At 46.1% G+C, this 18,218-nt stretch carries 19 protein-coding genes; 18 read left to right on the plus strand and 1 reads right to left on the minus strand.

Annotation, left to right across the window (positions count from 1 at the left end; translation table 11 throughout):
* The first annotated feature begins 22 nt into the window (after positions 1–22).
* From miaA to F7R24_RS05880, 7 genes are all read left to right on the plus strand, one after another.
* Positions 23–928, plus strand: coding sequence for a tRNA (adenosine(37)-N6)-dimethylallyltransferase MiaA (miaA, locus tag F7R24_RS05850; RefSeq protein WP_151670315.1), 906 nt, complete (start codon positions 23–25; stop codon positions 926–928).
* A 116-nt stretch (positions 929–1,044) separates the two neighbouring features.
* Positions 1,045–1,284, plus strand: a complete 240-nt coding sequence (hfq, locus tag F7R24_RS05855) for an RNA chaperone Hfq (RefSeq protein WP_036519535.1) — start codon at positions 1,045–1,047, stop codon at positions 1,282–1,284.
* A gap of 9 nt (positions 1,285–1,293) precedes the next feature.
* The gene (gene hflX / locus F7R24_RS05860) at positions 1,294–2,598 is read left to right on the plus strand and encodes a ribosome rescue GTPase HflX (protein ID WP_151670316.1); all 1,305 of its coding nucleotides are present in this window, start codon (positions 1,294–1,296) and stop codon (positions 2,596–2,598) included.
* A gap of 69 nt (positions 2,599–2,667) precedes the next feature.
* Entirely contained in the window at positions 2,668–3,897 is a 1,230-nt protein-coding gene (gene hflK / locus F7R24_RS05865; protein ID WP_151670317.1) for an FtsH protease activity modulator HflK, read from the plus strand.
* On the plus strand, positions 3,898–4,779 hold the full coding sequence (hflC, locus tag F7R24_RS05870; RefSeq protein ID WP_151670318.1) for a protease modulator HflC: 882 nt from the start codon (positions 3,898–3,900) through the stop codon (positions 4,777–4,779).
* Between the two features lie 186 nt (positions 4,780–4,965).
* Positions 4,966–6,138, plus strand: a complete 1,173-nt coding sequence (locus tag F7R24_RS05875; protein WP_151670319.1) for an ATP phosphoribosyltransferase regulatory subunit — start codon at positions 4,966–4,968, stop codon at positions 6,136–6,138.
* A gap of 32 nt (positions 6,139–6,170) precedes the next feature.
* Positions 6,171–7,463, plus strand: a complete 1,293-nt coding sequence (locus F7R24_RS05880) for an adenylosuccinate synthase (protein ID WP_151670320.1) — start codon at positions 6,171–6,173, stop codon at positions 7,461–7,463.
* 148 nt (positions 7,464–7,611) lie between these two features.
* On the opposite strand, the gene F7R24_RS05885 is transcribed toward F7R24_RS05880, so the two are convergent.
* On the minus strand, positions 7,612–8,412 hold the full coding sequence (locus tag F7R24_RS05885; RefSeq protein WP_240776008.1) for an inositol monophosphatase family protein: 801 nt from the start codon (positions 8,410–8,412) through the stop codon (positions 7,612–7,614).
* A gap of 226 nt (positions 8,413–8,638) precedes the next feature.
* Between F7R24_RS05885 and F7R24_RS05890 the strand changes: the two genes are divergently transcribed.
* The 11 genes from F7R24_RS05890 (at position 8,639) to F7R24_RS05940 (ending at position 18,209) form a co-directional block, all read left to right on the plus strand.
* Positions 8,639–9,439, plus strand: a complete 801-nt coding sequence (locus F7R24_RS05890; RefSeq protein WP_151670321.1) for an RNA methyltransferase — start codon at positions 8,639–8,641, stop codon at positions 9,437–9,439.
* Entirely contained in the window at positions 9,432–10,211 is a 780-nt protein-coding gene (cysE, locus tag F7R24_RS05895) for a serine O-acetyltransferase (protein ID WP_151670322.1), read from the plus strand. The genes F7R24_RS05890 and cysE overlap by 8 nt, the downstream gene beginning before the upstream one ends.
* 120 nt (positions 10,212–10,331) lie before the next feature.
* Complete coding sequence (gene iscR / locus F7R24_RS05900; protein ID WP_151670323.1) at positions 10,332–10,817, plus strand: Fe-S cluster assembly transcriptional regulator IscR; 486 nt, start codon at positions 10,332–10,334, stop codon at positions 10,815–10,817.
* An 18-nt stretch (positions 10,818–10,835) separates the two neighbouring features.
* Complete coding sequence (locus F7R24_RS05905; RefSeq protein WP_151670324.1) at positions 10,836–11,999, plus strand: IscS subfamily cysteine desulfurase; 1,164 nt, start codon at positions 10,836–10,838, stop codon at positions 11,997–11,999.
* Positions 12,000–12,020: 21 nt separating this feature from the next.
* Positions 12,021–13,457, plus strand: coding sequence for a Fe-S cluster assembly protein SufB (sufB, locus tag F7R24_RS05910; protein WP_151670325.1), 1,437 nt, complete (start codon positions 12,021–12,023; stop codon positions 13,455–13,457).
* A 39-nt stretch (positions 13,458–13,496) separates the two neighbouring features.
* Complete coding sequence (gene sufC / locus F7R24_RS05915; RefSeq protein WP_151670326.1) at positions 13,497–14,246, plus strand: Fe-S cluster assembly ATPase SufC; 750 nt, start codon at positions 13,497–13,499, stop codon at positions 14,244–14,246.
* On the plus strand, positions 14,246–15,556 hold the full coding sequence (sufD, locus tag F7R24_RS05920) for a Fe-S cluster assembly protein SufD (protein ID WP_151670327.1): 1,311 nt from the start codon (positions 14,246–14,248) through the stop codon (positions 15,554–15,556). The genes sufC and sufD overlap by 1 nt, the downstream gene beginning before the upstream one ends.
* The gene (locus tag F7R24_RS05925) at positions 15,549–16,802 is read left to right on the plus strand and encodes an aminotransferase class V-fold PLP-dependent enzyme (RefSeq protein ID WP_151670328.1); all 1,254 of its coding nucleotides are present in this window, start codon (positions 15,549–15,551) and stop codon (positions 16,800–16,802) included. The genes sufD and F7R24_RS05925 overlap by 8 nt, the downstream gene beginning before the upstream one ends.
* Positions 16,803–16,829: 27 nt before the next feature.
* On the plus strand, positions 16,830–17,189 hold the full coding sequence (locus F7R24_RS05930) for a HesB/IscA family protein (RefSeq protein ID WP_151670329.1): 360 nt from the start codon (positions 16,830–16,832) through the stop codon (positions 17,187–17,189).
* On the plus strand, positions 17,189–17,722 hold the full coding sequence (gene sufT / locus F7R24_RS05935; RefSeq protein ID WP_206057484.1) for a putative Fe-S cluster assembly protein SufT: 534 nt from the start codon (positions 17,189–17,191) through the stop codon (positions 17,720–17,722). The genes F7R24_RS05930 and sufT overlap by 1 nt, the downstream gene beginning before the upstream one ends.
* Positions 17,723–17,777: 55 nt before the next feature.
* Positions 17,778–18,209 carry a SufE family protein gene (locus F7R24_RS05940; RefSeq protein ID WP_151670330.1) on the plus strand — a complete coding sequence of 144 codons (432 nt, stop codon included), beginning with the start codon at positions 17,778–17,780 and terminating at the stop codon, positions 18,207–18,209.
* Positions 18,210–18,218 lie beyond the last annotated feature (9 nt).

Below are 18,218 nucleotides of genomic sequence, written 5' to 3' on the forward strand. Positions count from 1 at the left end.
AAAACCGCTTGTGGTATGTCTGATGGGGCCTACTGCTTCGGGTAAAACCGACTTAGCGATGCAGATAGCAGATCATTTGCCGGTGGAGTTGATCAGTGTCGATTCAGCGCTTATTTACAGGGGAATGAATCTGGGTACTGCTAAACCGGATAGCGACACACTTCAGCGCTATCCTCATCACTTAGTTGATATTAAAGATCCATCGGAAAGCTATTCGGCAGCTGAATTTAGAGAAGATGCACTCAGTTTAATTCAACAGGCACAGTTAAATGGCAAGCTACCCTTGTTAGTCGGTGGCACCATGATGTATTTCAATGCATTGATAAAGGGAATGGCAGAGCTGCCTGTCTCAGACCCAGTGTTACGAGCAGAGTTGGATAAACGAATTCAGGCTGATGGAATAGAACAGTTGCACGCCCAGTTGAAAGTGTTAGATCCAGAATCAGCCCAGCGTTTACATCCCACGGACACTCAGCGAGTTCAGCGTGCTTTGGAGGTGTTTTTGTTAACTGGTAAGTCTTTAACTCAGCACTGGCAAGCGCAGCAAGAAGTTGAGCTGCCGTTTGAGCCTTTATCTATTGGTTTACTGCCAGCAGATCGTGCTTGGCTACATAAAAGAATAGCCTTACGCTTCCAGATGATGTTGGCAGCCGGATTTGAGCAAGAAGTGGCTTCCTTATATCAAAGAGGTGATCTTCATGAAGGCTTGCCTGCTATTCGCTGCGTTGGTTACCGGCAGATGTGGCAATATTTTAAGGGCGAATTAAACTATCAGCAAATGACTGAAAAATCAGTCGTCGCCACACGGCAGTTGGCTAAACGACAGTATACATGGTTACGAAGTTGGAAGAATTTGCATCCGTTATCGCAACATAAGCAGAATAACCTACAAGATTGCTTGAAGTTGATAGAGGGTAGCGTTATATAATGCTATTCTTTTGTGCATTGCAGCTAACTAATGGGGTGACCGAGTCAGTTGTAATCACCAAGAATTATAACTAAACGTAAATTTATGACTGAATGTTTTCAGCCAAGGAGCTAATAATGTCAAAAGGGCAATCATTACAAGACCCTTACTTAAATGTGTTACGCAAGGAACGGGTTCCTGTTTCAATTTTCCTAGTCAACGGTATTAAGTTGCAGGGTCAAATTGAATCATTTGATCAATTCGTTATTTTGCTGAAGAACACTGTCAGTCAGATGGTATACAAACATGCTATCTCTACTGTTGTTCCCTCAAGACCCGTCAAACTGCCACAGCCTGAAGATAAGCCTGAAGAGTGAGTAATTTGATTGTTTTTTGAGCGTCCGCAGTCTGGAGAACGCGCCATTCTGGTGCATATTGATTTAGCGTCAGAGGCAGAGGCAGAAGACCCAAGAGAGTTAGAAGAGCTTGCTTTATCTGCAGGTGCCGACCCTATTTGCTTTTTGCAAGGGACTCGCTCCGATCCCAGTCCTCGTTTTTTCCTTGGTAAAGGAAAAGTCCAAGAGTTGGCAGAGTTGGTCACCCTGCACGAAGCAGATTTGGTGATTTTTAACCACTCGCTGAGTCCTGCCCAAGAACGTAATATCGAGCGTGAGATAAAATGTCGTGTATTGGATCGAACCGGTCTAATACTGGACATCTTTGCTCAACGAGCTCGAACTCATGAAGGTAAGCTTCAGGTTGAGTTAGCTCAGCTTGAGCATATGTCGACTCGTTTAATTCGAGGCTGGACTCACCTTGAGCGTCAGAAAGGTGGTATTGGTCTTAGAGGGCCGGGTGAAACTCAGCTGGAAACCGATAGACGTTTATTGCGTGCCCGAATTAAGGCGATTTTGAAACGTCTCGATAAAGTACGTAAGCAGCGAGATCAAGGTCGACGAGCAAGGGTTAGAGCTGAAATACCAACGGTTTCATTGGTAGGCTATACCAATGCCGGAAAATCAACACTCTTTAATAGTATTACCTCAGCCAATGTTTATGCGGCTGATCAGCTCTTTGCTACCTTGGATCCTACTTTACGAAAAGTGCAGTTACCTGACGCTGGACCCATGATTTTGGCTGATACGGTTGGTTTTATTCGACATTTACCGCATAAGTTAGTGGAAGCGTTTAGAGCAACGCTGCAGGAAACGGCTGAAGCGGATTTGCTTTTGCATGTCATAGACTGTCATGATGAAGACCGACAGGTTCATATTGAGCAGGTCAACGATGTGCTTCATGAAATTGGCGCCGATGATCGACCAGTGCTACTGGTATACAATAAAATAGATCTTCTGGAAGATTTTGCGCCTCGCATAGATGTAGATGAAGATGGCATGCCCGTTAGGGTGTGGTTGTCTGCTGAAAAAAATAGCGGCATTGATCTGCTATTGGAAGCAGTTAACGAGCGCTTATCTGGATCTATGTTTGAGGGGACTCTAGAACTAACGCCAGCAGAAGGGCAGTTTCGTTCATTGCTGTATGCAAAAGAAGCCGTATTAGATGAACGGATTGATGATGATGGGCGTATCAATTTACGAGTCCGTTTACAGCAAAAAGACTTTCGACAAATGTTAAGTCGATTACAGATACCAGCGGAACGATATTTGCCGGTTGTTGTCGATAATGATTAGCGGTTGCATCTGAGTGCTGCGGTCCATAAAATTTTACCCTTTAAATTTTGTTTTATAACGGAGAACACTATGGCCTGGAATGAGCCTGGCGGAAATGGCAAAAACCATGACCCCTGGAGTGGCGGCGGTGATAAAAATACCGGCGGTGGAAATCGCAACAGCGGTGGCGGCGGTGGCGGTAACAATAATCAAGGTCCACCTGATCTTGATGAAGCGCTGCAAAAGCTACAAGATCGCTTAAATGGCCTTTTCGGTGGTAACAAAGGCGGTTCTGGTAGTGGTGCCTCCGGTTCGACTGGTGGCTCGGGAGGCAGTTTCAAGCTTCTAGGGATTGTTGCTATTCTTGCTTTGGTTGTTTGGGCAGGTATGGGTTTCTATACCGTTGACCAACAAGAGCGGGGTGTCGTGCTTCGACTTGGTAAATTCCATACAGTGGTTAATCCAGGTCTGCAATGGAACCCACCATTAGTTGATGATGTTAACCTCGTTAACGTTACCCGTGTTCGTATCCATGACCACCGTGCGTTGATGTTAACGGAAGATGAAAACATCGTTGATGTCGATATCAGTGTTCAGTACATTGCTGAGAATCCCGAGTTTTTCACTCTTCGTGTTCGTAGTCCTGAAGACAGCTTAGCGCAAGCTGCTGAATCAGCTCTGCGTCAGGTTGTGGGTAGTTCTGATTTGAACTCTATCTTGACTGAAGGTCGTCAAATCATGGCGGTGTCGGTTCAAGAGCGTTTACAGCGTCACATGGACACCTATGAAACAGGTATTCGTATCGCAGGTGTTAACGTACGAAATGCTCAAGCGCCAACACAGGTTCAAGATGCATTTGACGATGTGATCAAGGCACGTGAGGATGAGCAGCGTTCTATCAACGAAGCTCAGGCTTATGCCAACTCTGTTGTTCCAGAAGCACGTGGTATCGCGCAGCGTATGCTAGAAGAAGCCAGCGCTTACCGTGAAGAAGTGGTAGCTAGATCGAACGGTGAAACTCAACGTTTCTTAGCCTTGCTAACCGAATACCGTGCAGCACCTGATGTACTGCGTGAGCGTCTGTATATCGATACCATGCAAGCGGTTATGAGTAACAATCCAAAAGTGTTAATGGATCTTGAAAATGGCGGTAACAATGTCATGTTCTTGCCATTAGATAAATTGATGGATCAGCGCGGTTCAGGTACAACAACACGCTCTTCTACAGGTAGTGCAGAGATGAATCTTCGTCAGTTAAATGACCAGATTACTGAGCAGGCACGCAATCGACAAGCCGGCAATCTGAGGGAGGGTCGATAAATGAAATCCAATTCAGTATTTGTTCTGGTTGTTGCACTCGTAGCGGTATGGTTGGTTTCTGAATCAGTTTATATCGTAAAAGAAACAGAACGTGCGGTTAAGTTACGCTTTGGTGAGATCGTTCAGCCTGATATTCCACCTGGCTTGCATTTCAAAATACCGTTCGTCAACACGGTGAAAAAGTTTGAAGCGCGTTTGGTCACCTTAGACTCACGTCCTCAATCTTTCTTGACCTTGGAAGCTAAGCGTTTGATCGTCGATTCTTTCATCAAATGGCGTATTAAGGATGTAGAAACATACTACACCGCGACCTCTGGTGACGAAAACCGTGCAAACAGTCTTCTCTCCAGTCGTATCGAAACGAACCTGCGTAATCAGTTTGGTGAGCGTACACTTAATCAAGTGGTTTCAGGTGAACGTGAAGATCTAATGGATGAAGTGAATCGTGCTCTAAGCACAGTAGCAGAGCGTGAGTTAGGGATAGAGATTCTTGATATACGTATCAAGCGTATCGATTTGCCTACTGAAGTATCTGCATCGGTTTACGATCGTATGCGTTCAGAGCGTCTTCGTTTGGCTCGTGAGCTACGTGCTCGTGGTCTTGAGTTAGCAGAAGGTATTCGTGCCGATGCGGATCGTCAGCGCACGGTAATTACTGCCAATGCATTCAGTGCAGCAGAGATTATCCGAGGTGAGGGTGACGCAGAAGCTGCCAATATTTATGCTAACGCTTTCAATCAAGATCAAGAGTTTTACTCTTTCGTTCGTAGCTTGAATGCTTACCGTGAGTCCTTTAGTGGTGGCGGCGATATCCTGGTAATGGAGCCGAATAGCGAATTCTTCCGCTTCTTCCAAAACCCGATGGTTCGTCCAACGAACTAGACTATAAAGCAGACTAAAAAGCGGGTGCCAATGGCATCCGTTTTTATGTTAGAATTAATCAACCGGGTAGCTCCCGGTTTTTTTATGTACAGGAAGTACAGTATGCCACGGGCGCATGGATGCGCAGGAGTGGCGATGTACAGGAAGTACGGGCAGAAAAATTTCGAATCACACGAGGAATCATGCATGGCATTGGCAGATAGATGGTTGCTGCCTGAAGGCATCAAAGAGTTGTTGCCGCCGCAAGCGCGACAAGCAGAGTTAATGCGTAGACGCTTGTTAGATCTTTTTAATACCTGGGGCTATGAATTAGTGATGCCACCGTTGGTTGAGCATTTAGAATCATTGCTCACGGGTACGGGAAGAGATCTTGATCTGAATACCTTTAAAGTCACGGATAGCCTAAGTGGTCATGCCTTAGGTATACGTGCAGATATTACTCCTCAAGTGGCACGCATCGATGCTCATCGTCTGCGGACTGAAGGGGTTAGTCGTCTTTGTTATTGTGGTTCTATTGTGCATACTCAGCCTTCGCATATGTTGGCAAGTCGTAACCCACTGCAAGCGGGTGCTGAGCTTTATGGTCATGCGGGTATTGATAGTGACTTTGAAGTGATTGCGCTAATGCTTGAAACCTTGCATGCTGCAGGTTTGAATCACTCCTTGACGTTAGATTTAGGTCATGTTGGACCTTTTAGGGCCCTGGTGCGAGAAGCTCAATTAAGCCAGCAGCAAAAAGATCAATTTATTGAGCTGCTTCAGCGTAAAGCAATGCCAGAAATTGATAGTTTTGTTGCAGCGCTAGACGTTGATGAGGCATTACGTCTTCAGCTCTTAGTCTTACCAAGATTGCATGGTACTTTAAGTGTCTTGGATCAGGCGATTGAAAAATTAACGCAGCCAGAAGCTCATCAAGCGGTTGAATACCTTAAACAGTTAGCGGCTCGTGTTCAACAGCATTACCCGAATGTACGTTGCTATGTCGATTTGGCAGAGCTGCGGGGTTATCATTACCATACGGGTGTTGTATTTGCTGCCTATACCCCAAGTTTTGGACAAGCGCTGGCGAAAGGCGGGCGTTATGATGAAATCGGCCAAGATTTTGGTCGAGCTAGGCCCGCGACCGGGTTTAGTACCGATTTAAGTACCCTGATTGACCTGTCTGGTATGTCGGCTCAATCAGAAAAAGCAGTTTTAGCCCCTGCACACCACCATGATGCATCGTTACAGCGTACGATAGGCGAGTTACGATCTCAGGGTGTGCGTGTGATTCACGCACTGAGTGGCGCTTTAACGCCAAGCAATTGCGATAGAGTACTTGAAAAGCAGGGTGACGAGTGGCTGGTAAAGTCGCTGTAATTTTTAACTTTAAATGAGCACATGAGACAGCAATGGGTAAAAACGTCGTTGTTCTAGGCACCCAATGGGGTGATGAAGGAAAAGGTAAAATTGTCGATCTGTTGACTGAAAAGATTGCTGCAGTAGTGCGCTTTCAAGGTGGTCACAATGCAGGTCATACACTGGTTATCGATGGTAAGAAGACAGTTTTACATCTGATTCCCTCAGGCATTCTTAGAGAAAACGTTCTCTGCTTGATAGGTAACGGTGTGGTTCTATCACCGGAGGCATTGCTTAAAGAGATCGCAGGTCTTGAGGCAACTGGAATACCCGTTAGCAAGCGTTTACGTTTAAGCCCAGCGTGTCCTTTGATTTTGCCGTCACATGTGGCATTAGATCAAGCAAGAGAGTTGGCACGTGGTGAATCTAAAATAGGCACCACAGGTCGTGGCATAGGGCCAGCCTATGAAGATAAGGTTGCACGTCGCGGTCTGCGTTTAGGTGATATTCGTGATCCTGAGAGCTTTGCAACTAAGCTTAAAGAAGTGCTGCGTTATCACAACTTTATGCTTGAAAACTACTATGCTGTTGAGCCGGTGGTTTTTGAAGAAGTGCTTGCTGAATGCATGTCGATGGCAGAAAAACTGCTGCCCATGATTGCTGATGTAACCGCGATTCTGCATGATCTGCGTCGTCAAGGTGCCAGTATTATGTTTGAAGGTGCGCAAGGTTCACTCTTGGATATCGATCATGGCACCTATCCTTATGTCACTTCTTCAAACACCACTGCTGGAGGTACTTCAACGGGCAGTGGCTTTGGTCCTTTGTATCTAGACTATATCCTCGGGATTACCAAAGCCTACACCACTCGTGTCGGTGGCGGTCCTTTCCCGACTGAATTGTCTTGTGAAGTAGGTAAGCGTTTGGCGGAAAAGGGTCATGAGTTTGGTTCGACGACCGGACGTGCTCGTCGCTGTGGTTGGTTTGACGCAGTTGCACTCAAACATGCTATCGAGATCAACTCGGTTTCCGGTATATGCCTTACCAAGTTAGATGTCTTGGACGGACTTGAGCAGATCGGAATCTGTACCGGTTATCAAGATGCGGATGGTCAACCTGTTTACTCCCTAAGTGGCAGTGAAGACTATGAAGCGATTACGCCTGTTTACGAAATGATGCCGGGTTGGACTGAGTCTACAGTGGGTGTTAAAACAGTCGAGGCATTGCCTGCGAATGCTCAAGCCTATATTAAGCGTTTAGAAGAATTGGTGGGTGCTCCCGTTGACATTATTTCAACCGGGCCTGATCGAAACGAAACGATTGTATTGCGCGATCCGTTCAACTGATCGTCCCAATTAACTAAAAACGGCCTGATCGGATATTCGATTCAGGCCGTTTTTGTATCTAGAGTATTTTGCGCTTAGAGCTGTATTAACCTGTTCAACTGAAGCAAGTCGATCGACTAGGTGAGTTAGATTGACTTAGCTATGCAAATTAATCAGCGTTTTGTAGGTTCTTAACCAGCAGCTTAAACATTTTCGGATTGGCGGCGACAAGGCTGCCAGATTGGCGATGAGCGTTTCCGCCTTTGAAGTCGCCGACTAATCCACCCGCTTCTTGCAATAATAAAATACCAGCATCCATATCTGTTTCACTTAGATCAGCTTGAAAGAAACCATCTAAACGACCCGCAGCGGTGTAGGCCAAATTGAGTAGCGCTGATCCGCCGTTAAAAAACTGCGCACCCGCCACACTGAAGCGATAAAGTTGTTTTTGGTGCTCTGCAAACGCTTCCTCACGGTTACCGCCTAAAGCAAAACCACAACCTAGCAGGGCTTGATGGAGTTGTTTAGTGCCGCTGACACGAAGACGTCGACCATTCAGTTGGGCGCCATTACCGCGACTGGCGGTAAATTCTTCACCCGTGACCGGGTTGATCACAACGCAGTGTTCTATTTTGCCATTCATGCGCGCTGTCATGCTTAGCGCATAAACTGGTAAGCCATTGGAGAAGTTGATTAGGCTATCAACGGGATTGATCTGCCAATCGCAAGCGGTTGGACCTTCCCCAATCGCTTTATAAGCACCACTAAAAGCGCCTTTAAGCGTATGATGAGGGTACGCTTTTTGAATTGACTGAGCGATGGTGCGCTCAACCTGTGAGCAAGTTTCAGTAATAAATTCAGCCGCACTGGACTGTTCGGATTTAATCAGGTCTAGGCGTTCTGCCGCACGGGCAATCTGTTCTCCGCCAAGGCGGGCAGCACGAAGTGCGATATTAACTATCGGTTGCATCAGGTTAAGCGTCCAAAAATGTTCAAGAGCAAAAAAATCATTATACGTTAGCGGCGCTCTGTTATCTATTGATGCAGGCCTTTTTCCTTCGTATCTGTTACTATATCGGGCTTATTTTTTCTGGGTTAGTTGTTTAACTTTTGATTTTTTGGCCATTTGTTATTCATTTACTAGATGTTTCTTAAGCGATTTGTTTTTTAACTAGGTTGTCAGGAAGAGTTCAATCATGTTGGATCAGATACGTATCGTCATGATTCAAACCACTCATCCGGGTAATATCGGGGCGGTGGCGCGGGCAATGAAAAATATGGGTCTTAACGATCTATGCATTGTATCACCCAAGCGGTTTCCCGATCCTGAAGCGGATGCTCGTGCTTCAGGCGCTACGGATATTCTCGAGTCTGCTAGAGTTGTTGCCTCATTAGATGAAGCGCTTGAGGATTGTCATTTTGTTGTCGGTACCAGTGCGCGCGGTCGTCATATTCCCTGGCCAATAACCTCACCCAGAGAAATGGCCTCAGTAGCGGCAAGCTTGCAGCCAGGAAAAAGAATGGCGATTCTTTTTGGTCGTGAAGATCGTGGCTTAACCAATGATGAATTACATCGATGCCATCATCACGTACATATCCCGACTAATCCAGATTTTAGTTCGTTAAATGTAGCCGCGGCTGTGCAGGTGATTGCCTATGAGTTGCGTGTCGCCAGTATAGAGAGTGCTTCAGTCACAGCGCCTCAGTGGGGTACTGATTGGGATATTGACCTAGCGGATGCTCGTGAGGTTGAGCTGATGTTTGAGCATCTTGAAAAAACTCTCGTTCAGGTTGAATTTTTAGATCCTAATAATCCAAGGCAGTTAATGACCCGTTTGAGGCGTCTTTTCTTAAGATCAGTGCCTGATAAAGTAGAAATTAACGTGATGCGTGGTTTTTTGACTGCCATTAATAAAACTGTGGCTTCTTTCAGTAGTAAACAAACCCTCTCTAATGATCAACACCCGCCATCCGATAAGGAGAAACCGCATGTTTGATCGAATTCGTGAAGATGTACGCTCTGTTTTTGATCGCGATCCTGCTGCGCGTAATTTTTTGGAAGTGATCACTAACTACCCAGGGTTGCATGCCATTTGGTGGCATCGCTTGGCGCATGCGCTGTGGAAGCGGAACTTTAAATGGTTAGCGAGGGTGATCTCCAATTTTGCGCGCTGGATGACCGGTATCGAAATTCACCCAGGTGCTCAGTTGGGCCGGCGCTTTTTTATCGATCACGGTATGGGAGTGGTGATCGGTGAAACAGCGGAGGTGGGAGATGATGTCACCATCTATCAAGGTGTGACCTTAGGGGGAACCAGTTGGAACAAGGGTAAGCGCCATCCGACCTTGGAAAATAATGTCATTGTGGGTGCTGGGGCCAAAATACTGGGTCCGTTTACGGTGGGAGCTGGGGCGAAGGTCGGCTCCAATGCTGTCGTTACCAAAGCAGTACCCGCTGGTGCAACGGTTGTTGGTATTCCGGGACGTATTGTTCGCAAAGCGGAAGATGATCCCGAGTTTAGTGACGCACAGCGTCGAGAAATGGCGGATAAAGTTGGCTTCGATGCTTACGGTGTGAGTAGTGAAGTATCCGACCCAGTTGCTCACGCAATAGGTTGCATGTTAGATCATCTACAGGCGATGGATAAGCGTATGGATAAAATGGGCAGTGTATTGTGTGAGCTTCGTCCAGAATATTGTGATGAGCAGTTGCCAGAATTGAAAAAAGAAGACTTTGAAGGTGCCGTAGAAGAGGATCTTCCGCGGTAACTAAAAAGCACGCTTTTCGAGTGATCTAAAGGCTGACTAATTTAGTAGGATAAATAGTTGACTAAAACTGTTGGTTTTAGCATAATCCTTACAGAAAGTAAGCTAAGAGAGAGGTCGATTATGCGGTTAACAACGAAAGGACGTTATGCAGTGACAGCGATGTTGGATTTGGCGCTGCATGAAGGGAAAGGCCCAATAAGTTTGGCGGATATCTCTGAAAGACAGGGAATATCACTATCCTACTTAGAACAATTATTTGCAAAATTACGTCGTAATCAGCTTGTTGGTAGCGTTCGTGGTCCAGGTGGTGGTTATCAATTAAACCGCCCGAAGGCTGAAATTGATGTTGCCGAAGTGATTGATGCGGTTAACGAGAATGTTGATGCGACAGGATGTAATCGACGCGGAGACTGCCAGTCAGGTGAAGTGTGCTTAACGCATCATCTTTGGTGTGATTTGAGCGATCAGATCCACACGTTTTTAAGTGGCATTACACTCGCTGATTTAGTCGAACGCAAAGACGTAAAAGAAGTATCCATTCGTCAAGAATCGCGTCAATCAGAAAAAATGATTGCAACCGATATTCGCGCAGCGAGTGGCCTTTAAGTAACTAATGGCGGTGTGATGAGAAAACCAATTTATTTAGATTATGCAGCGTCAACGCCAGTTGATCCGCGTGTAGCTGAAAAAATGATGGCTTGTTTGACGATGGACGGTAACTTTGCCAATCCAGCGTCGCGATCACACCTCTATGGCTGGAAAGCAGAAGAAGCGGTAGAAACAGCTCGGCAGCAAGTTGCGGAACTGGTGAATGCAGACCCACGGGAAATAGTCTGGACCTCTGGTGCGACTGAGTCGAATAACCTAGCGCTAAAGGGTGCGGCTCATCAGTATCGTCGTAAAGGCCTGCATTTGATCAGTTCGATGATCGAACACAAAGCGGTGATTGATACGCTTAAGCAACTTGAGTTAGAGGGTTTTGAGATCACCTGGTTAAAGCCTAATGCTGATGGATTGATTGAGCCCTCTCAGGTTGCTGATGCCATTCGTGAAGATACCTTGCTGGTGAGCTTAATGCAGGTCAATAACGAAATCGGCACGATCAACGCCATTCAGCAAATCGGTGAAATTTGTCGTCAGCATGAGGTTTTATTTCACGTGGATGCGGCGCAAAGCTTCGGTAAATTGCCGATAGACCTGCAAGCCTTACCAGTGGATTTGATGTCTTTTTCAGCCCATAAAATTTATGGCCCTAAGGGTGTTGGTGCGCTGTATGTTCGTCAACAGCCACGGATTCGGTTAGAAGCACAAATGCATGGTGGTGGACATGAGCGTGGCATGCGCTCAGGTACCCTAGCCACCCACCAGTTGGTAGGCATGGGTGAAGCCGCTCGTTTAGCTTATGAACTGATGGACGAAGAGTCTAAGCGTATTAAATCATTACGTTGTCGTTTTATGAATGAAGTTATTGAACTGCCGAATGTGCAGATCAATGGTTCATTGGACCAGCGTATTGATGGAATTGTAAATATTGCGGTTGCAGGTGTAGAGGGTGAGTTTTTATTAATGGCCTTAAAGGATATCGCCATTTCTACTGGCTCTGCCTGTACCTCCGCCAGCGTAGAACCCAGTTATGTATTGAAAGCTCTGGGATTGCCAGATGCCTTAGCACATGCATCGTTGCGTATAAGCTTCGGGCGTTTCACCACCATGGAAGAAGTAGAAGCTGCTGCTTCACATTTTCTTCAGGTGGTTAGTCAATTATCAGGCGCTCCCGCCACCGCATAAAGAGTAATCAGAGGTAGAGTTATGTCTGAACAGGTTGAGCAGTTAATTAGAAAAGAGTACGCGGCAGGTTTTCATACGGATATCGAGTCTGAAACGCTTCCTCCAGGGCTAAATGAGGACGTCATCCGCTTTATCTCTGCCAAGAAAAATGAACCTGAATGGATGCTTGAATGGCGATTGAAGGCCTATAAAATTTGGTTGACGATGGAAGAACCAGAATGGGCGCATGTTCATTATCCAGAGATAGATTTCCAGTCTATATCTTATTTTTCTGCGCCTAAAAGTTATGAAGATCGACCCAAAAGCTTAGATGAAGTCGATCCTGATTTGATCGAAACATACAATAAGCTAGGTATTCCTCTTCATGAACAGGAGATGCTGGCAGGTGTCGCGGTTGATGCAGTGTTTGACTCTGTATCGGTAGTAACGACCTATCGTGCCAAGCTAGAGGAAGCCGGAGTTATTTTCTGCCCGATCAGTGAGGCTGTTCATCGTTTTCCTGATTTAGTTAAAAAATATCTCGGCAGTGTGGTTCCGCAGCGTGATAATTATTACTCCGCGCTGAACTGTGCAGTCTTTTCCGATGGTTCGTTTGTGTACATACCTAAAGGTGTGCGTTGCCCGATGGAGCTATCCACCTATTTTCGCATTAACGAGATGAATACCGGACAGTTTGAACGTACCTTAATCATCGCGGATGAAGGTTCTCACGTGAGCTATCTTGAGGGTTGTACTGCACCTCAGCGTGATGAAAACCAGCTTCACGCGGCGGTCGTGGAACTCGTGGCGTTAGATAATGCTGAGATCAAGTACTCAACGGTACAGAACTGGTATCCCGGCGATGAAAACGGTAAAGGGGGTATCTACAACTTCGTGACCAAGCGCGGTATTTGTCATACGCGTGCCAAAATTTCTTGGACTCAGGTCGAGACAGGATCAGCGGTGACGTGGAAATACCCTAGCTGTATCTTGAAAGGTGATCACAGCATCGGTGAGTTCTATTCAGTTGCACTGACCAATAATTATCAGCAAGCCGATACCGGTACCAAGATGATCCATTTAGGTAAAAATACTAAATCAACCATCATCTCTAAGGGTATCTCAGCAGGTCATAGTCAAAATGCCTATCGTGGATTGGTGCGCATGGGTTCATCGGCTGCCGGTGCCCGTAATTACACTCAATGTGATTCTTTATTGATTGGTGACCGTTGTGGTGCGCATACCTTCCCTTACATTGAAAGTGCTCATCCCTCAGCAATCGTCGAGCATGAAGCAACGACCTCTAAAGTGAGTGACGATCAGATGTTCTTATGTCAACAACGCGGCTTAGACGCTGAAAAAGCGGTCTCTATGATCGTGAACGGTTTCTGTCGTGAGGTATTTAAGCAATTGCCGATGGAGTTCGCGGTAGAAGCGGGCAAGTTGCTTGAAGTCAGTCTTGAAGGTTCAGTAGGTTAATTCCTCCGAGTGCTAATTTTGCGAATTTTGGAATAGATTATGTTAACAATTAAAGATTTATGTGCCTCAGTAGAAGATAAAGAGATTATTCGTCAGCTTTCATTAGAAGTGAAGCCAGGTGAAGTTCATGCCATTATGGGTCCGAACGGGGCTGGTAAAAGCACCTTAGGTAATGTTTTAGCAGGTCGCCCTGGTTATGAAGCCACCTCGGGTAGTGTTGACTTTAAAGGGCAGGACCTGCTTGATTTAGATCCTGAAATTCGTGCACGTGAAGGATTGTTTTTAGCCTTCCAATATCCGGTTGAAATTCCAGGTGTCAGTAACATGGAGCTGTTGAAGGCAGCTGTTGATGCACGTCGCAGTCATACAGGACAGCCAGAACTGTCCGCCATCGATTTTATGAAAATGGCACGTGAAGCCAGCAAAGCCGTTGACTTGGATCAAAGCTTCTTGAAGCGCGGTGTCAACGAAGGTTTCTCAGGTGGTGAGAAAAAGCGTAATGAAATCATGCAGATGATGTTGATGGAGCCGTCTTTATGTATTCTAGACGAAACTGACTCAGGTTTGGATATCGACGCACTTCAAGTCGTTGCCAAAGGGGTCAATGCCATGCGTTCACCTGATCGTAGCTTTATCGTGGTTACTCACTACCAGCGTTTGTTAGATTTTATTGTTCCTGATTATGTCCATGTTCTGGCAAATGGACGTATCGTAAAATCGGGTGACAAATCGCTTGCATTGGAACTTGAAGCGAAAGGTTATAGCTGGCTCGAAGACGAGGTGGCGTAATGGCAGCTGAATTTCAACAACAAGCGATAGCGCTTGCTAGTCAGCAATCTGTTTTAGGATGGTTAAATGATGCGCGCGAGCAAGGTCAGCTCGCATGGAACACCCATGCATGGCCCACGCGTAAAACTGAAGCATGGCGCTATACCTCGTTACTGCCGGTGGAAAATGAGCAATGGCAGTTAAGTGACACTGCATCCGATACCCTGCCGCAAAGCGCGTTAGCAGAATTGATCGAGTTTGATGCCTATCGTTTAGTCTTTGTTAATGGCCAGTTAAGAGCAGATTTGTCCTCTGATTTGCCTGCCAGTTTAGTCCTTTTTGCTGATGCAAATGCTGATCAGCAAAGCGTGATTAAGCAACATTTGAATCAGGTTGCCGATCAGCAAGTACATCTATTTACCGCGTTGAGTAGTAGTTTACTCAATCAAGGTGCATTACTTCACCTGAGTAAAAATCAGCGCTTGGAAAAACCAGTCTATATCGTTCATATCAACGATAAAGCCAATGCTAAGGTGACGAATGCTCGCCTATTACTGGTGCTGGAGAGCGGAGCCGAAGCGCAAGTCGTGGAACACTTTTTCTCCACCGACGATCAAGATCGCGGTTGGATAAATGCGGTGACTGAATGCTCGGTAGGCGCTAATGCTTCTTTGCGTCATCACCGGATTAATTTGGAGTCAGAACAAGCCCTGCATACCGGTGCCGTTCATGTTGCGCTGGCGGAGAGTGCTCGTTTTAATGGCTTTACTGTTGCCAATGGCAGTCGTCTTAAGCGGATTGATTACCATATCAAGCATCTGGGTAGCGGTTCAGATTTACAGCTAAATGGTATTTATCTACCTCGTCATCAACAACGTGTGGATTACCATACTTGTGTTGAACATGTTGTGCCGCATTGCACCACGACAGAGGTGTTTAGAGGTGTGATTGCCGATTCTGCTCGTGCAGTATTTAATGGACGTATTCATATTCATCAAGATGCTCAGAAAACATTGGCAGAAATGAGTAATCGTAACCTGCTGACATCTGATCAGGCACAAGTGAATACCAAGCCTGAATTAGAAATCTATGCGGATGATGTGCGTTGTGCTCACGGAGCTACCGTCAGTCAACTAAATGACGAAGCACTTTTCTACTTAACCAGTCGCGGTATTTCAGAAGCCGAAGCTAGAGTGATGTTGAGCTTTGGCTTCGTTAATGAATTGGTTGAAGGTGTAGAACTGGAAGCACTGCAGCAGTGGCTTAGACCTAGAATTGCCCATATGTTCGGCCAAAGTGATCAGCTGACACGACACATTATTCATGAATAAGGCAGCCACGGTGACAGAGCAAATCAAACCCTTTGATGTGATGGCGGTGCGTCAGGATTTTCCTATACTGCATCAGCAGGTTAATGGGCATCCCTTGGTTTATTTGGATAACGGCGCGACGACTCAAAAACCTCAAGCAGTTATTGATGCGTTGGTAGAGTTTTACAGCACTTACAATAGCAATGTGCATCGCGGTGCGCACTCTTTAAGTGATAAGGCGACTGAGAAGTTTGAAAATGCTCGCATCACCTTGGCTGAGTTTATTAACGCTCCTGAATCACGTGAAGTCATCTGGACACGCGGTACTACCGAAGGTGTCAATTTGGTTGCTTACAGTTGGGGGCGTCAGAACCTGAAGGCGGGTGATCGCGTTCTTGTCTCGATGATGGAGCACCACTCTAATATCGTACCTTGGCAGTTGGTTGCCGCAGAAAAAGGCGCAACGGTCGAACCGATTCCTGTTACTCAGCTGGGTGAAATTGATCAGGATGCCTATGCAGCTATGCTGGATGACCGAGTCAAGATGGTTTCTTTTGGGCAGGTCTCCAATGCATTGGGTAGCATCAATCCAGTCAAAGAGATGGCTGACAAGGCTCATCAAGTGGGTGCCTTAGTGATGGTGGATGGTGCTCAGGGTGTTGGTCACTGGATGGCTGATGTGCAAGCCTTAGGGTGTGATTTTTATGCCTTTTCTGGGCATAAGCTTTTCGGACCTACGGGCATTGGTGCGCTTTGGGGGCGGGCAGAGTTATTAGAGAGCATGCCGCCTTGGCATGGTGGCGGCGAAATGATTGAAAACGTTAGCTTCGCTGGTACCACGTTTAATCGAATACCCTTTAAGTTTGAAGCGGGTACGCCAAATATTGCCGATGCCATTGGATTAGCGGCGGCGATCAACTACTTAAATGGTTTGGATAAAGCCGGTGCCATTGCTCATGAGGAGGCGCTAATGCAGCGTGTCCAGGAGCGTGCTGACGCGTTCGAAGGCTTGCGACTGGTCGGTTGCGCTCGTAACCGAGTGTGCGTGATGAGCTTTATTCTGGAAGGCATTCATTCTGCTGATATCGGTATGTTGCTGGATCAGCAGGGGATTGCCGTAAGAACGGGGTCGCACTGTGCACAACCAGTCATGGAACATCTTGGTCTTGATGGTACCGTGCGTGCCAGTTTTAGTTTTTATAACACCTTTGAAGAAATTGATCGATTATTTGCCGGTTTAGAAAAGGCTAAAACCTTTTTACTTTGATAGGTTTTGATAGCGAGAGGTGTCAGTATGTCGGTTGAAGAGTTTAATCCAACCACTCAGGCAGTCACAGTACTGCCCAGTGCGTTATCGCATTTTCGTAAACAGCTTGAAGGTCAGCCTGAAGCCAGTGCTGTTAGATTAAGTGTGAAACCCAGCGGTTGTTCGGGTTACATGTATATCCTTGATTTAGTCAATGCAGATTCAGGTGAAGATCTAATAATGCAGGTTGACGATGTGACTTTCCTGATCGATAAAGGGAGTTTACCAATCTTGTCGGGTACCGAAATAGACTACGTTAAAGAAGGGATCAATCGACAGGTCAAATTTATTAACCCCAACGCAACCAGTGAATGTGGTTGTGGTGAAAGCTTTACGGTGAATGACTAATGGAAAGACGCATGGTCGTTACGCAAACAGAGTGTCCTGCCCGCATTGTACCCGCAGGAACTCCAGTGACTATACCCAAGGATACTTTTGTGACCATTACCCAGTCGTTGGGTGGTAACTATACCCTTACCTGGAATGGACAGATGGTTCGTGTCGATGGAACAGATGCAGGCGCTTTAGGTCTAGTACCAGAAAAGCTATCTTTTCCTGAACCTGAGACAGATCAAATACTTGAAGAGCAAGTTTGGGACGCCTTAAAAACGATTTACGATCCGGAGATACCGGTTGATTTGGTGAATCTTGGTTTGATCTATGCTGTAAAAATCAATCAAGAAAGCAAGCGAGTCGATATTAATATGACGTTGACTGCGCCAGGTTGCGGTATGGGGCCAGTACTGGTAGGTGATGTGGAGTACCGTGTTGCCAAAGTGCCTAATGTCAAACAAGTTAAGGTCGAATTGATCTTTGATCCTCCTTGGCAGCGCGATATGATGAGCGAAGAAGCTCAGTTGACCACAGGTATGTTTTACTAAGGTGTTGTCGGCTCGTTTGAGTTAGTTTTTTGTGAAATGGAAGAATGACTAAGTTATGAAAACCTTTGGTAGCGATATCACCACCGACGATATAGTTGATAGCCTCGCCTTTTTTGACAGCTGGGAAGATCGCTATCGCTATATCATTGATTTAGGTAAAGAACTTCCACCTATGGCGGAATCTTTACAAACGGAAGAAAATCAGGTCAAAGGTTGTCAAAGCTTAGTCTGGCTATCCGAGCATTTGGAAAATGATCGGTTATTCTTTGAGGCCGACAGTAACTCACACATTGTTAGAGGTCTGTTGGCAGTCGTGTTAGCCGCCTACAATACAAAATCGCCTGCAGAGATTCAGACGTTTGATATCGAAGGTTATTTTGAAGAACTTAATCTGATAAAACATCTCAGTCCAAGCCGTGGTAATGGCTTAAAAGCAATGGTGGCACGTATTCGCGAAACCGCCGCCCGTATTGCTGCCATGGCTTAAATGAATAAG

Source organism: Nitrincola schmidtii, assembly GCF_008973715.1.
GTDB classification, from domain to species: domain Bacteria; phylum Pseudomonadota; class Gammaproteobacteria; order Pseudomonadales; family Balneatricaceae; genus Nitrincola; species Nitrincola schmidtii.